Here is a 13,439-nt window from a genome sequence, read left to right as displayed (position 1 = left end):
CACAGCAACCTGCTTCTAATCAGGACGCCAACTAGAACGAAACGATATATGAATATACCGCCCGGTTAGGCGCCAACACACCTGACCTGGCAGGCCCATGCAGGCACCGGCTGGATAGCCAAGGCGCCCTCGAAAGCACTGCGAGTGCCTAAGGAACGCCTCGCCGGCAAGCCGTTTCCTACAAGGTTCAGATGGGGTTTGGACAGTCGATGAACAGGTGTTCCAGGGCAAAGCGTCGAGCCAGGTAATCACCCAGGGCCTGGACCCCATAACGCTCGGTGGCGTGATGGCCGGCGGCAATGAAACTGATGTCGTTTTCCCGGGCGCTGTGGAAGGTCTGCTCCGAAGCCTCGCCACTCAGGTACAGATCGACACCGGCCTGCACCGCCTGATCGATGTAACCCTGGCCCCCCCCGGTGCACCAACCGACCCGGCGGATCATCGCGCTGCCGTCGATCAACAGGGGCTCGCGGCCCATCACTTCCTGCACCCGCCGGGCAAAGTCACGCGCGGTCATGGGCTCACCGAGCGACCCCACCAACCCGACGGTCTTGGGGTTCTCCGGATCCAGCGGCCCTTCCACGGTGATGTCCAATTGCCGGGCCAATTGCACGTTGTTACCCACCTCCGGGTGCAGATCCAGGGGCAGGTGATAGGCCAACAGGCTGATATCGTGCTTGAGCAGGGTTTTCAATCTACGCTGCTTCATGCCAACGACGCAGGGGTTCTCGCCCTTCCAGAAGTAACCGTGATGCACCAGCACCAGGTCGGCCTTGGCCTCCACCGCCGCATCCAACAGGGCCTGACTGGCCGTGACGCCACTGACAATACGCATCACCTGCGGACGCCCTTCGACCTGCAAACCGTTGGGACAATAGTCGGCGATACGTGAACTGCCCAGGTAACGATCCGCTTCTTCCACCAGTGTGCTCAGGGCAACCGCCATAAAAGACTCCTAAATATCCCGTTCAGAGGCGCGCGGCCTCGTATAATGCGCGACATTATGGGCCGTGCGCAGCCCTTCGTAACCACCCAGGACTTGCTCAATGCTCAAGGCTCTGCGTTTTTTTGGCTGGCCGCTTCTGGCCGGTGTGCTTATCGCGTTGTTGATTATTCAGCGTTACCCGCAATGGGTTGGCTTGCCCAATCTGAACGTCAACCTGCAGCAGGCGCCACAAACCACCGGCATCCAGCAAGGACCGCTGTCCTACGCCGATGCGGTCTTGATTGCCGCGCCAGCGGTGGTCAACCTGTACACCACCAAGGTCATCAACAAACCTGCCCACCCATTGTTTGAAGACCCGCAGTTCCGACGATTCTTCGGCGACAACCCACCCAAGCAGCAGCGCATGGAGTCGAGCCTGGGCTCCGGGGTGATCATGAGCCCTGAGGGTTACCTGCTGACCAACAACCACGTGACCGCCGGCGCCGAGCAGATCGTGGTGGCCCTCAAGGACGGCCGGGAAACCCTGGCTCGGGTCATCGGCAGCGATCCGGAAACCGATCTGGCGGTGCTCAAGATCGACCTGAAAAACCTGCCCTCGATTACCGTCGGACGCTCGGAAAACATTCGCGTCGGTGATGTCGCCCTGGCGATAGGCAACCCATTCGGGTTCGGCCAGACCGTCACCATGGGCATCATCAGCGCCACCGGGCGCAACCAGTTGGGCCTGAATAACTACGAAGACTTCATCCAGACTGACGCGGCGATCAATCCGGGCAACTCCGGCGGAGCCCTGGTGGACGCCAACGGCAACCTGACCGGGATCAACACCGCCATTTTCTCCAAATCCGGCGGGTCCCAAGGCATCGGCTTCGCCATCCCGATCAAGCTGGCCATGGACGTGATGAAGTCGATCATCGAACACGGCCAGGTGATTCGTGGCTGGTTGGGAATCGAAGTGCAACCACTGACTCAGGAACTGGCAGAGTCCTTTGGCCTGTCCGGGCGTCCGGGGATCGTGGTAGCAGGCATCTTCCGCGACGGTCCGGCACAAAAAGCCGGCATGCAACTGGGCGACGTAATCCTCAGCATCGACGGCGAACCTGCAGGTGACGGACGCCGCTCGATGAACCAAGTGGCGCGGATCAAGCCGACGGACAAAGTCGAGATCCAGGTAATGCGCAACGGCAAAGAGCTCAAGTTGATCGCGGAAATCGGTCTGCGGCCGCCGCCCGCACCGGTCAAAGAAGCAGAGTAAAAGTGGGCCCGGCCATGCCGGGCTAACAACATACACTCTCATTAGTCATGTTATATTGTTTCAATATCGCTATTGGAACAGCCCATGACGTCCCGAAAAATACTCCCCCTGGCAGGCCTGGCCCTGGGCTTGCTCGTAGATCCCGTGCTCGCCGAAGAAGCACAATCCCTGGAACTGGAAACCACTCGCATCACCAGCGAATACGAATCCGCCACCGGTCCAGTCAAAGGCTACCGGGCCACTCGCTCATCCAGCGCCACCAAGACCGATACCGCCATTCGCGACATCCCGCAGTCCATCAGCGTGATTCCCGCCAGCGTGCTCAAGGACCTGGGCAGCAGCAACGTCGAACGCGCCCTGGAGTTTGCCGGCGGAGTTTCCAAGCAAAACAACTTCGGTGGCCTGACCCTGTATGAGTACAGCATCCGCGGCTTCACCACCTCGGAGTTCTACAAGGACGGTTTCAGCGCCAACCGTGGTTACCCCAGCACCCCCGACGCGGCCAATATCGAGCGCATTGAAGTGCTCAAGGGCCCGGCCGCCAGCCTCTATGGCCGTGGCGACCCCGGCGGCACGGTCAACATCGTGACCAAGAAACCCCAGCCCGAAGCCTTCACCACCCTGCAGACCAGCGCTGGCAGCTGGGACCGCTACCGCACCACCCTGGACCTCAACACCCCGCTGGATGAACAGGGCAACCTGCTGTCCCGGGTCAACCTGGCGGTGGAGGACAACCACAGCTTCCGCGACCATGTGGACAGCCGCCGGTTGTTCATCGCCCCCTCCTTCAGTTGGCAGCTGAACCCGGACACCAGCCTGCTGGTGGAGAGCGAGTTCGTGCGCCACAGCTCGACCTTCGACCGTGGCATCGTCGCGCCCAACAATCGCTGGAGCGGCGTCTCGCGCTCGACCTTCCTCGGTGAACCCAACGACGGCAACATCGACAACCACAACACCATCCTCCAGGCCGCTCTGGAACATCACCTCAACGACAGCTGGAAGCTGCGCCTGGCCAGCCACTACAAGGAAGGCAAGTTGTGGGGCTTCGCCTCGGAAACCCGCCCGCTGAATACCGACCAGCACACCGTCAACCGGCGCTATCGCGAGCGCGACAACAACTGGCACGACAGCATCACCCAACTGGAACTGCACGGCCTGTTCGACATCGGCAGTTGGCAGCATGAGCTGCTGATCGGCAGCGAATACGAGAACTACCGCAAGAACGAGCGGGTCACCAGCCTCGCCGGCGGCACCTACGCTGTCGACATCTACGACCCGATCTACGGCCAGGCCAAGCCCAACGGCAAACGTTCCGGCACGGACTTTTTCGAACATGTCGAAAGCCAGGCCCTCAACCTGCAGGACCAGATTGTCTTCAACGACCGCTTGCGCGGCATGCTCGGCGTCCGCTTCGAACATTTCGAGCAACGGATCGACGACCACACCACCGGCAAACGCAGCCGCCAGAGCCACGACGCCCTGACCCAGCGCGCCGGCCTGCTCTATCAGTTGACTCCGCAAGTGGGCCTGTTCGCCAATGCCTCCACCTCGTTCAAGCCCAACAACGGGCTGGATGCGGACGGCAAGACCTTCAAGCCCGAGGAAGGTGTCGGTTATGAAGTGGGGATCAAGAGCGAGCTGTTCGACGAGCGTCTGAGCGCCACCCTCGCCGCCTTCCATATCGACAAGGAAAACGTCCTGGCCCTGGACCCCGGCACCGACGCCAGCCGCGCCGTGGGCAAGGCCCGCAGCCAGGGCTTCGACGTGCAAGTGACCGGCCAGTTGACCGATGCGGTGCGGGTGATTGGTGCCTATGCCTTGATCGATGCCGAGGTCACCAAGGGCGATCGGGCGATCCCCGCCGGCAGTCGCATACTCGGCGTGGCCAAGCACAGTGGCAGCCTGTTGGGCGTCTATGAGTTCCAGGACGGACGACTCAAAGGCTCGGACGTCGGCGCCGCCCTGACCTACGTCGGCGATCGCTCGGGCGAGGCCGGAGGCCGCTTCGAGTTGCCCGCCTACCGCACCCTGGACCTGCTGGCCCACTACAAGGCCAGCGACAACCTGACCCTGGGCCTGAACCTGAACAACCTGTTCGACGAGAAGTACTACGAGCGCTCCTACAGCAACTACTGGGTCAACCCCGGCGAGCCGCGAAACTTCACCGTCAGCCTGACACTCAACCTGTAGCCGGAAATCGCCATGCACAACCTCAAATCAATCGCCCTGCTGGGCCTGCTCGCCACCCTGGGTACAACCCAGGCCTCGGCCCACGGTCTGTGGACCGAACAGCGCCGCGGCAATATCGAAGTGATCTACGGCCACGGCGCCGAAGACGACGCCTTCAAGGCCAAGAAGGTCAGTGGTGCCTGGGCCTACGACGCCGCCGCCAGAATGATTCCGGTGACCGTACAACGCCTGGCCGACCACGCGCGCCTGCAACCACTCAAGCCACCGGCGGTGCTGGCCGTGGCGCTGGACAACGGTCCGTGGTCGCAAACAGCGGACAAACGCTGGGTCAACCAGGGGCGCAGCAAAGTCCCGGGGGCCATCGCCTCGACCCACACCTTCAAGTACAGCCTGGCGATCTATCAAGCGGGGGCGAAGCTGCCCAAGCTGGAACAGCTCAAGCTGCTGATCCTGCCGGAAGTCGACCCACTGACCGTGGGCCAGGGCAACAGCCTGCCGGTGCGGGTACTGCTGGATGGGCAGCCCGTGGCAGGGGTCAAGTTGATCGGCGACTACCGCAATGCACCGAGCACCCTGAGCACCGAAACCGATGCCCAGGGACGCGCTCAAGTGTTGGTGAGAAATGAAGGCTTGAACGTGATTGCCGCAGCGCTTGAAGTGCCGCTCAAGGAGGACCCGGATGTGGCTTCACGCGGCCTGTTCAGCTCCCTGACCTTCCTCGGCGAGCCGCACCACGAGTGAGAGCAGCCGGGGGCTGCAGCTACAGGCGGCAAGCTTGTAGCTGCAAGCGAGAGGCTCCAAGCATTGGCTCTGGGCGTCTAACTTGCAGCTTGCGGCTTAAAGTTGCCCCAATCCGTCGATCAGCGCCTGGTTCTGCTCCGGCGTGCCGATGCTGATGCGCAGGAATTGGGCGATCCGCTCCTGCTTGAAGTGACGCACTATCACTCCTTGCTCACGCAGCTTGGCCGCCAGGCCGGCTGCGTCGTGCTGGGGGTGGCGGGCAAAGATGAAGTTGGCCGCCGATGGCAGCACTTCAAAGCCCTTGGCCTGCAACTGCGCCACCACCCACTCGCGGCTGTCGATCACCCACTGGCAGGTCTTGGCGAAGTACTCGCGGTCCTCGAAGGCCGCTGCGGCACCGACGATCGCCAGGCGATCCAGCGGGTAGGAGTTGAAGCTGTTCTTGATCCGCTCCAGGGCCTCGATCAGGTCCGGGTGCCCCACCGCCAGGCCCACCCGCAGGCCGGCCAGAGAGCGCGACTTGGACAGGGTCTGGGTCACCAGCAGGTTGGGGTAGCGGTCCACCAGGCTGATCGCGGACTGGCCACCGAAGTCGATATAGGCTTCGTCCACGACCACCACCGAATCCGGGCTGGCCTGGAGGATCTGCTCCACGGCGTCCAGGGCCAGCAAGCAGCCGGTGGGCGCGTTCGGGTTGGGGAAGATGATCCCGCCATTGGGCTTGGCGTAGTCGCTCACGCGAATGCGGAACTGCTGATCCAGTTCCACCGCTTCGAAATCGATGCCGTACAGGCCGCAGTACACCGGGTAGAAGCTGTAGCTGATGTCCGGGAACAGCAGCGGCTTATCCTGCTGCAGCAGGCCATGAAAAATGTGCGCCAAGACTTCGTCGGAACCGTTGCCAAGGAACACTTGATTGCCCTGCACCCCGTAATAGCGGGCCACGGCCTGCTTGAGCAGGTCGCTGTTGGGATCGGGATACAGGCGCAGGTTGTCGTTGAGCTCGGCCTGCATCGCCGCCAAGGCCTTGGGCGAAGGTCCATAGGGGTTTTCATTGGTGTTGAGCTTGACCAGCTTGGTCAGCTTGGGTTGTTCCCCCGGCACGTAAGGCACCAGGTTCTTGACGAATGGACTCCAGAATTTGCTCATGTTCATTGCCCCTGATCTTGGTCGTCGACGATGCGGTATTCGGCGCTGCGGGCGTGGGCGGTCAGCGACTCGCCACGGGCCAGCACCGAGGCGGTCTTGCCCAGCTCGGACGCGCCCTGCTCGGAACAGAAGATGATCGACGAGCGTTTCTGGAAGTCATACACCCCCAGCGGCGAAGAGAAGCGCGCGGTGCCGGACGTCGGCAGCACATGGTTCGGCCCGGCGCAGTAATCGCCCAACGCCTCGGAGGTGTGACGGCCCATGAAGATCGCCCCGGCGTGACGGATCTGCGGCAACCAGGCTTGCGGGTCGGCCACCGACAACTCCAGGTGCTCGGGGGCAATGCGGTTGGCCACGTCCATGGCTTGCTGCATGTCGCGAACCTGGATCAGGGCGCCACGGCCATTGATCGAGGTGTTGATGATTGCTGCGCGCTCCATGGTCGGCAGCAGCTTGGCGATGCTCGCCGCCACCTGGTCGAGGAACTCGGCGTCCGGGCTGACCAGGATCGCCTGGGCGTCTTCGTCGTGCTCGGCCTGGGAAAACAGGTCCATGGCAATCCAGTCTGGATCGGTCTGGCCGTCGCAGACCACGAGGATCTCCGACGGGCCGGCGATCATGTCGATCCCCACCTGGCCGAACACATGGCGCTTGGCGGTGGCCACATAGATATTGCCCGGGCCGACCACCTTGTCCACCTGAGGCACGCTTTCGGTGCCATAGGCCAGCGCGGCCACGGCCTGGGCGCCACCGATGGTGAACACCCGGTCAACCCCGGCAATGCAGGCGGCGGCCAGCACCAGCTCATTGACCTCGCCACGGGGGGTCGGCACCACCATCACCACCTCGGTCACGCCCGCCACCTTGGCCGGGATCGCGTTCATCAGCACCGACGACGGATAGGAGGCCTTGCCCCCCGGCACGTACAGGCCGGCGCGGTCCAGCGGCGTGACCTTCTGGCCCAGCACCGTGCCGTCGGCCTCGGTGTAGCTCCAGGAGTCCTGCTTCTGCTTCTCGTGATAGCTGCGCACCCGCGCCGCGGCCTTTTCCAGGGCTTCGCGCTGGGCCACGGTGATTCGGGTCAGGGCCAGTTCCAGGCGCTCGCGCGGCAGGATCAGGTCAGCCATGGACGCCACTTGCAGGCCGTCGAAGCGCTGGGTGAATTCCACCAGCGCCGCATCGCCGCGCTCGCGCACGGCCTTGATGATGTCCAGCACCCGCTGATTGACCGAATCGTCAGAGACACTTTCCCAGCTCAGCAGATGATCCAGATGACGGGCGAAATCCGGGTCGGCAGCGTTGAGTCGGCGAATTGCAGTCGGAGCGGTCATAGCGAAGGCCTCAATGATTGGCGAATGCACAAAAGGGCAAGCTTGGATTTGCAAAGCTCAGGCGCCGCAAGACTACCAAGCCATCCGCGTGGGCACCTGAGCATTCTGGCTATGACACGGATAGATGGGCGCGGCTCAAGGCCGCGCATGTGAATCAGCCGCGGTGTCGCGATTCCACTGCCTTGCGCAGGGTGTCGATCAACGCCTGGATACGGGCGTGCTGCATCTTCATCGATGCCTTGTTGACCACCAGGCGGGAGCTGATGGTGGCGATCAGTTCCTGGGGCTCCAGGCCGTTGGCCCGCAGGGTGTTGCCGGTGTCGACCACGTCGATGATCTTGTCCGCCAGACCGATCAGCGGTGCCAGCTCCATCGAGCCGTAGAGCTTGATGATGTCCACCTGGCGGCCCTGTTCGGCGTAGTAACGCTTGGCCACGTTGACGAACTTGGTGGCCACGCGCAGGCGCCCCTTGGGTTCGACAGCACCAATGGCACCAGCAGTCATCAGCTTGCATTGGGCAATCTGCAGATCCAGAGGCTCGTACAGCCCCTGGCCGGTGTACTCCATCAGGACGTCCTTGCCCGCCACCCCGAGGTCGGCGGCGCCATGTTCGACATAGGTCGGCACGTCGGTGGCACGCACGATCAGCAGGCGAACATCGTCCTGGGTCGTGGGGATGATCAGTTTGCGGCTCTTGTCCGGATTCTCGGTTGGCACGATGCCCGCTTCAGCCAGAAGCGGCAGCGTGTCGTCGAGGATACGGCCCTTGGACAGTGCGATGGTCAACATGAGTAACGTAAGTCCTTATGCGGCGACTGATGCCCGGACGCAAATGGCGCCAGACATGCGTCGAGCCTGAAGACAGGCTCGACGTGGAACAGATTCGGCTGTGGGCACCTCCCTGTGCCCGTCCTGCAACTAGCCCGGTACGCGGCGGATCTTGGCGCCGAGCATCTGCAGCTTCTCTTCGATGCACTCATAACCACGGTCGATGTGGTAGATGCGGTCGATCAGGGTGTCGCCTTCGGCCATCAGGGCCGAGATCACCAGACTGGCCGAGGCCCGCAGGTCGGTGGCCATGACTGGCGCGCCCTTGAGGATCTCGGTGCCGGTAACGATCGCGGTGTTGCCTTCGACCTGGATCTTGGCGCCCATGCGGTGCAGCTCGTACACGTGCATGAAGCGGTTTTCGAAAATGGTCTCGATGACCGCGCCCGTGCCTTCGGCAATCGCGTTCAGGGAAATGAACTGCGCTTGCATGTCGGTTGGGAACGCCGGGTACGGAGCGGTACGCACGTTGACCGCCTTGGGGCGCTTGCCATGCATGTTGAGCTCGATCCAGTCGCTGCCGGTTGTAACCTCAGCGCCGGCTTCCTTGAGTTTTTCCAGTACGGCTTCAAGGATGGTCGGATCGGTGTCCTTGACCTTGACCCGCCCGCCAGTGACGGCTGCGGCCACCAGGTAGGTGCCGGTTTCGATACGGTCAGGCATGACTTTGTAAACCGCCGAATGCAGACGCTCGACGCCATCGATGGTGATGGTGTCGGTGCCGGCGCCAGAAATCTTCGCGCCCATGGCGATCAGGAAGTTCGCCAGGTCGACGACTTCAGGTTCGCGAGCGGCGTTTTGCAGCACGCTGCGGCCTCGGGCCAGGGCGGCGGCCATCATGATGTTCTCGGTACCGGTCACGCTCACGGTATCGAAGAAGAAGTTCGCGCCGCGCAAGCCGCCTTCCGGGGCCTTGGCCTTGATGTAGCCGCCTTCGACGTCGATGATCGCGCCCATGGCTTCCAGACCGCGGATGTGCAAGTCCACCGGACGTGAACCGATGGCACAACCACCAGGCAGGGCCACTTCAGCTTCGCCGAAACGGGCAACCATCGGGCCCAGCACCAGGATCGAGGCGCGCATGGTTTTCACCAGCTCGTAAGGCGCCACCAGGGTCTTGATGGTGCGCGGATCGATTTCGACACTGAGTTTCTCGTCGATCACCGGCTCGATGCCCATGCGACCGAACAGTTCGATCATGGTGGTGATGTCGTGCAGATGCGGAAGGTTGGCCACGGTAACCGGGCCATCGCACAGCAGGGTTGCCGCCAGAATCGGCAGCGCGGAGTTCTTGGCCCCGGAAATGCGGATCTCGCCATCTAAGCGAACGCCGCCGGTAATAATCAATTTATCCATAACAGTCTCGACGCCCTTGGGCTCAGGTGCGCTCGGCCCAGGCCGCGCGGCTGAAAAATTTCATCGTGATCGCATGGATGCTGCCATCGGCAATCCATGGATTCAAATGGGCATAGATGCTCTGCTGACGCTTGACCGGGCTCAAGGCCACCAGTTCGTCGCTAATCACGTTCAGCTGAAAGTTGCAGCCTTCGCCCTCAACTTCTACCTGAGCTCCGGGCAGCTTTCCCTCAAGAAAGCTCTTCACTTCGTTGGCCTGCATGCTCAACCTCAATCGGCGCCCTGTGCGCGCGGGTCGGACATCATACAAAAAAGCCCCGCGCCTGCGAACCCCGCATAGCAGGACTCTGACGGGGGGGGGTTCTGTATAGATGTGGATTGCTATGGATGCTCGAGGATCTCGGTAACCCCGCAGACTTCGGCGATTTCTCGCATGTCGTCGGGCAGGGCACGAATGCTGACTGTCTTGCCAAGGCCCTGAGCGTCGCGAATAAACGCCAGCAACAGCGCGAGACCGACACTGCTGGATTTCTCCACCGCCGAACAATCGAGCACCAACGCCGACGCCTGACTCGATTTAATCAGCGCCTGGCCCTGCTTGCGCAGCTCAGGACCGCTGCGATAATCCAGCACCCCGCTGATCAGCAACTCCCCGGCACCCCCCAGGCGCACACCCGCCTCACTCATTGCGCGCCCTTCTGCGCCGCACCCTCGGTGACTTCCTTGGCTTTGGCTACTTCGCCGGCCCAGCCATCGATGGTCTTGTCCAGGTTGTTGCCATTGCGCTGCATGGCGTCGGAGAACTGATCACGGAACAACTTGCCGATGTTGATGCCGTTGATAATGACGTTACGCACCTTCCACGCATCGTTGATCTTTTCCAGGGTGTAAGACACTGGGTAGATCACCCCGTTATTGCCCTTGACTTGCATATCGACGCTGGTGCGGCTACCGCTTTCGTCCTTGGCCGGAGAAACCGTGATGCCCTGGTTGTTGTACTCAAGCAACGCGTTGCCATAGAACTGCATCAGGCTGCGCTTGAAGTTTTCCTGGAAACGCGCCATCTGCTCCGGCGTGGCCTTACGCGAATACTTCACCGTCATGATGCTACGGGAGATGCCATCGGCATCCACCACGGGGCCGACAATGTCGTTCAAGGCGTTGTAGAAGTCATTCGGACTTTGCTTGTACTTCTCTTTATTAGCCGCCAGATCAGCAAGCAGGCGGGTGGTTGTATCCTGCACCAGTTCATGTGCGGAAGGGCCGCTTGTCGCGTTCGCCAGCAAAGGCAGTGCCGCCAGCAGAACCAAGAGACCACGTCGCAAAATAGAGATCATCGAAAAGCTCCTCATTTGGCGTCTTTGCTAACGGTATTGAGCAGGAATTTACCGATCAGGTCCTCCAGGACCAGCGATGACTGAGTGTCGTGGATGGTGCCACCATCCTTGAGCAAGGCTTCGTCCCCGCCCACGCTGATACCGATGTATTTCTCACCCAACAGACCCGCCGTCAGGATAGATGCGGTGGAGTCGGTCGGCAGGTTATCTACGCGCTTTTCCAACTGCATCGTCACCCGCCCCGTAAAACTGTCACGATCCAGATCGATCGCCGTGACCTTGCCGATGGTGACACCGGCCATGGTCACTTTCGATCGGACCGTCAAACCGGCGATGTTGTCGAAATATGCATACAACTTATAAGTATCGGTGCTCGTTGCCGGAGACAGGCCACTGACGCGCAGGGCAAGCAACAGCAAAGCCAGGATGCCAGCCAGCAGGAATAGGCCGACACCGATTTCCAGGGTGCGGTTTTGCATCAGAAATCTCCAAACATCAAGGCGGTCAGAATAAAGTCCAAGCCGAGTACAGCCAGCGAGGCGTACACCACGGTCTTGGTAGTGGCACGGCTGATCCCCTCTGAAGTGGGCTCACAGTCATAGCCTTGGAATACGGCGATCCAGGTCACTACAAACGCAAAAACAATACTTTTGATCACACCGTTAAGTACGTCATCACTGAAGGTCACGCTGTTCTGCATGTTCGCCCAGTAGGAGCCCTCATAGACGCCCAGCCAGTCGACGGCAACCCAGGAGCCGCCCCAGATGCCCACCACGCTGAAAATCATCGCCAGCAGAGGCAGGGAAATAAAGCCGGCCCACAGACGTGGCGCAATGATGTACTTGAGTGGATCGACACCGATCATTTCCAGGCTGGAGAGCTGTTCAGTGGATTTCATGTTGCCGATCTCCGCCGTCAGCGCCGAGCCGGCCCGTCCGGCGAACAGCAGCGCAGTGACCACCGGCCCCAACTCCCGCAGCAAGGTCAAGGCAACCATCTGCCCCACAGCCTGCTCCGAACCGTAGCTGGATAGAATGTTGAACCCCTGCAGCGCCAGCACCATGCCGATGAAAATCCCCGACACGACGATGATCACCAGAGACATCACACCCACCGAGTGCAATTGCTTGATCAACAAGCTGAAACTGCCGCCGATACCGCCACGTCCCAGCAGCGCATGAAACAGGAACAGCGCAGAACGCCCCAGTACCGCCAGGACATCGATGCCTGACTGACCGAAGAGACGAACCCTTTCGATTAGCGATATCTTGCGCATCAACGCTTCCCCAGAAGATCTGCGCGGTAGTCCGTCGCTGGAAAATGGAACGGCACCGGGCCGTCAGGATCGCCCTTCATGAATTGGCGAATACGCGGATTGTCGGAGTCCATCAGCGCTTTGGGAGTTCCGTGCCCCAGCACCTGGCCGTCGCCCACCACATAGAGGTAATCGGCAATGCTCGCGGTTTCCGCAAGGTCGTGGGAAACCAAAATGCTGGTAATGCCCAAGGCATCGTTGAGCAGACGAATCAAACGCACCAGAACACCCATGGCAATCGGGTCCTGGCCGACGAAAGGCTCGTCATACATGAGAATCTTCGGGTCCAGAGCAATGGCACGGGCCAGCGCGACGCGGCGTTTCATGCCGCCGGACAGCTCGTCGGGCATCAAATCGATGGCTCCACGCAAGCCCACCGCCTGCAGTTTGAGCAAGACAATGTCGCGAATCATTTCGTCCGGCAGTTGAGTATGCACCCGCAGCGGGAAGGCCACGTTCTCGAAGACATCCAGGTCCGTGAATAACGCCCCACTCTGAAACAACACGCCCATGTGCTTGCGCGCATCGAACAGATCACTGCGCGAGAGGGTCGGTAGATTCTGGCCATTGACCCACACCTCGCCACTGCTGGGCCGCAACTGCATGCCCATCAAGCGCAACAGGGTGGTTTTCCCGCAGCCTGAAGGCCCCATGATGCCGGTGACCTTGCCTCGCGGAATACGAATGTCCACGTTATTGAAAATGCTGCGCGTACCGCGCTTGAAGGTCAGTCCCTTCAGCTCGACCGCGTAGGCGTTATCGGCACTCATCTAAACTCCTTGCGATGCAGCCTATCACTCGGACGCTTGGCTCCCTGCCGGGAGTACACGCTCCTGGGCAGGCCGAACTGGCGGCGAACTATATCACTGCTGATACGGAGCCCCCAAGGCCGAAGCCGTCACCATTCAGCTCGGCGACAGGCAAAATCGGCGGATTCCTTGCAAGCAGTAGACAAAGGCTGACGAACTTGCGTGAGGGATTTGTTCATTG

The 13,439-nt window shown here is 61.2% G+C and carries 14 protein-coding genes; 3 read left to right on the top strand and 11 right to left on the bottom strand.

Going from position 1 to position 13,439, the window contains the following annotated elements; all coding sequences use genetic code 11:
* Window positions 1-187: 187 nt before the first annotated feature.
* Window positions 188-946 carry a Nif3-like dinuclear metal center hexameric protein gene (locus PLD_RS19955; RefSeq protein ID WP_159895728.1) on the bottom strand — a complete coding sequence of 253 codons (759 nt, stop codon included), beginning with the start codon at window positions 944-946 and terminating at the stop codon, window positions 188-190.
* 100 nt (window positions 947-1,046) lie between these two features.
* Between PLD_RS19955 and algW the strand changes: the two genes are divergently transcribed.
* The 3 genes from algW to PLD_RS19940 all read left to right on the top strand — a co-directional run bounded on the left by algW (window position 1,047) and on the right by PLD_RS19940 (window position 5,132).
* A complete protein-coding gene (gene algW / locus PLD_RS19950) occupies window positions 1,047-2,201 on the top strand; it encodes a Do family serine endopeptidase AlgW (RefSeq protein ID WP_159895726.1) in 1,155 nt (384 codons plus the stop codon).
* Between the two features lie 84 nt (window positions 2,202-2,285).
* Window positions 2,286-4,391 carry a TonB-dependent siderophore receptor gene (locus PLD_RS19945; protein WP_159895724.1) on the top strand — a complete coding sequence of 702 codons (2,106 nt, stop codon included), beginning with the start codon at window positions 2,286-2,288 and terminating at the stop codon, window positions 4,389-4,391.
* Between the two features lie 12 nt (window positions 4,392-4,403).
* Entirely contained in the window at window positions 4,404-5,132 is a 729-nt protein-coding gene (locus PLD_RS19940; RefSeq protein WP_159895722.1) for a DUF4198 domain-containing protein, read from the top strand.
* A 96-nt stretch (window positions 5,133-5,228) separates the two neighbouring features.
* Here the strand turns inward: PLD_RS19940 and hisC are convergent, their stop codons facing one another.
* The 10 genes from hisC to PLD_RS19890 all read right to left on the bottom strand — a co-directional run bounded on the left by hisC (window position 5,229) and on the right by PLD_RS19890 (window position 13,219).
* Window positions 5,229-6,281 (bottom strand): histidinol-phosphate transaminase, encoded by a 1,053-nt coding sequence (gene hisC / locus PLD_RS19935; RefSeq protein ID WP_159895720.1) that lies wholly within the window; start codon window positions 6,279-6,281, stop codon window positions 5,229-5,231.
* Between the two features lie 2 nt (window positions 6,282-6,283).
* A complete protein-coding gene (hisD, locus tag PLD_RS19930; RefSeq protein WP_159895718.1) occupies window positions 6,284-7,612 on the bottom strand; it encodes a histidinol dehydrogenase in 1,329 nt (442 codons plus the stop codon).
* Window positions 7,613-7,766: 154 nt separating this feature from the next.
* Window positions 7,767-8,402 carry an ATP phosphoribosyltransferase gene (gene hisG, locus PLD_RS19925; protein ID WP_159895716.1) on the bottom strand — a complete coding sequence of 212 codons (636 nt, stop codon included), beginning with the start codon at window positions 8,400-8,402 and terminating at the stop codon, window positions 7,767-7,769.
* Between the two features lie 129 nt (window positions 8,403-8,531).
* On the bottom strand, window positions 8,532-9,797 hold the full coding sequence (murA, locus tag PLD_RS19920; protein ID WP_159895714.1) for a UDP-N-acetylglucosamine 1-carboxyvinyltransferase: 1,266 nt from the start codon (window positions 9,795-9,797) through the stop codon (window positions 8,532-8,534).
* Window positions 9,798-9,819: 22 nt separating this feature from the next.
* Window positions 9,820-10,059: a BolA family protein gene (locus PLD_RS19915; RefSeq protein ID WP_016966651.1), complete on the bottom strand. Its 240-nt coding sequence runs from the start codon at window positions 10,057-10,059 to the stop codon at window positions 9,820-9,822.
* Between the two features lie 119 nt (window positions 10,060-10,178).
* On the bottom strand, window positions 10,179-10,484 hold the full coding sequence (locus tag PLD_RS19910; protein ID WP_159895712.1) for a lipid asymmetry maintenance protein MlaB: 306 nt from the start codon (window positions 10,482-10,484) through the stop codon (window positions 10,179-10,181).
* Window positions 10,481-11,134, bottom strand: a complete 654-nt coding sequence (locus tag PLD_RS19905; RefSeq protein WP_159895710.1) for a phospholipid-binding protein MlaC — start codon at window positions 11,132-11,134, stop codon at window positions 10,481-10,483. Before PLD_RS19905 ends, PLD_RS19910 begins: the two co-directional genes overlap by 4 nt.
* 11 nt (window positions 11,135-11,145) lie before the next feature.
* Window positions 11,146-11,613: an outer membrane lipid asymmetry maintenance protein MlaD gene (gene mlaD, locus PLD_RS19900; RefSeq protein ID WP_159895707.1), complete on the bottom strand. Its 468-nt coding sequence runs from the start codon at window positions 11,611-11,613 to the stop codon at window positions 11,146-11,148.
* A complete protein-coding gene (gene mlaE, locus PLD_RS19895) occupies window positions 11,613-12,410 on the bottom strand; it encodes a lipid asymmetry maintenance ABC transporter permease subunit MlaE (RefSeq protein ID WP_159895705.1) in 798 nt (265 codons plus the stop codon). The genes mlaD and mlaE overlap by 1 nt, the downstream gene beginning before the upstream one ends.
* Window positions 12,410-13,219, bottom strand: a complete 810-nt coding sequence (locus PLD_RS19890) for an ATP-binding cassette domain-containing protein (RefSeq protein ID WP_159895703.1) — start codon at window positions 13,217-13,219, stop codon at window positions 12,410-12,412. Before PLD_RS19890 ends, mlaE begins: the two co-directional genes overlap by 1 nt.
* Between the last annotated feature and the right edge of the window lie 220 nt (window positions 13,220-13,439).

The sequence above is a fragment of the Pseudomonas sp. LD120 genome (assembly GCF_009861525.1).
Taxonomy (GTDB): domain Bacteria; phylum Pseudomonadota; class Gammaproteobacteria; order Pseudomonadales; family Pseudomonadaceae; genus Aquipseudomonas.
This window is presented reverse-complemented; position numbering and strand designations above follow the sequence as displayed.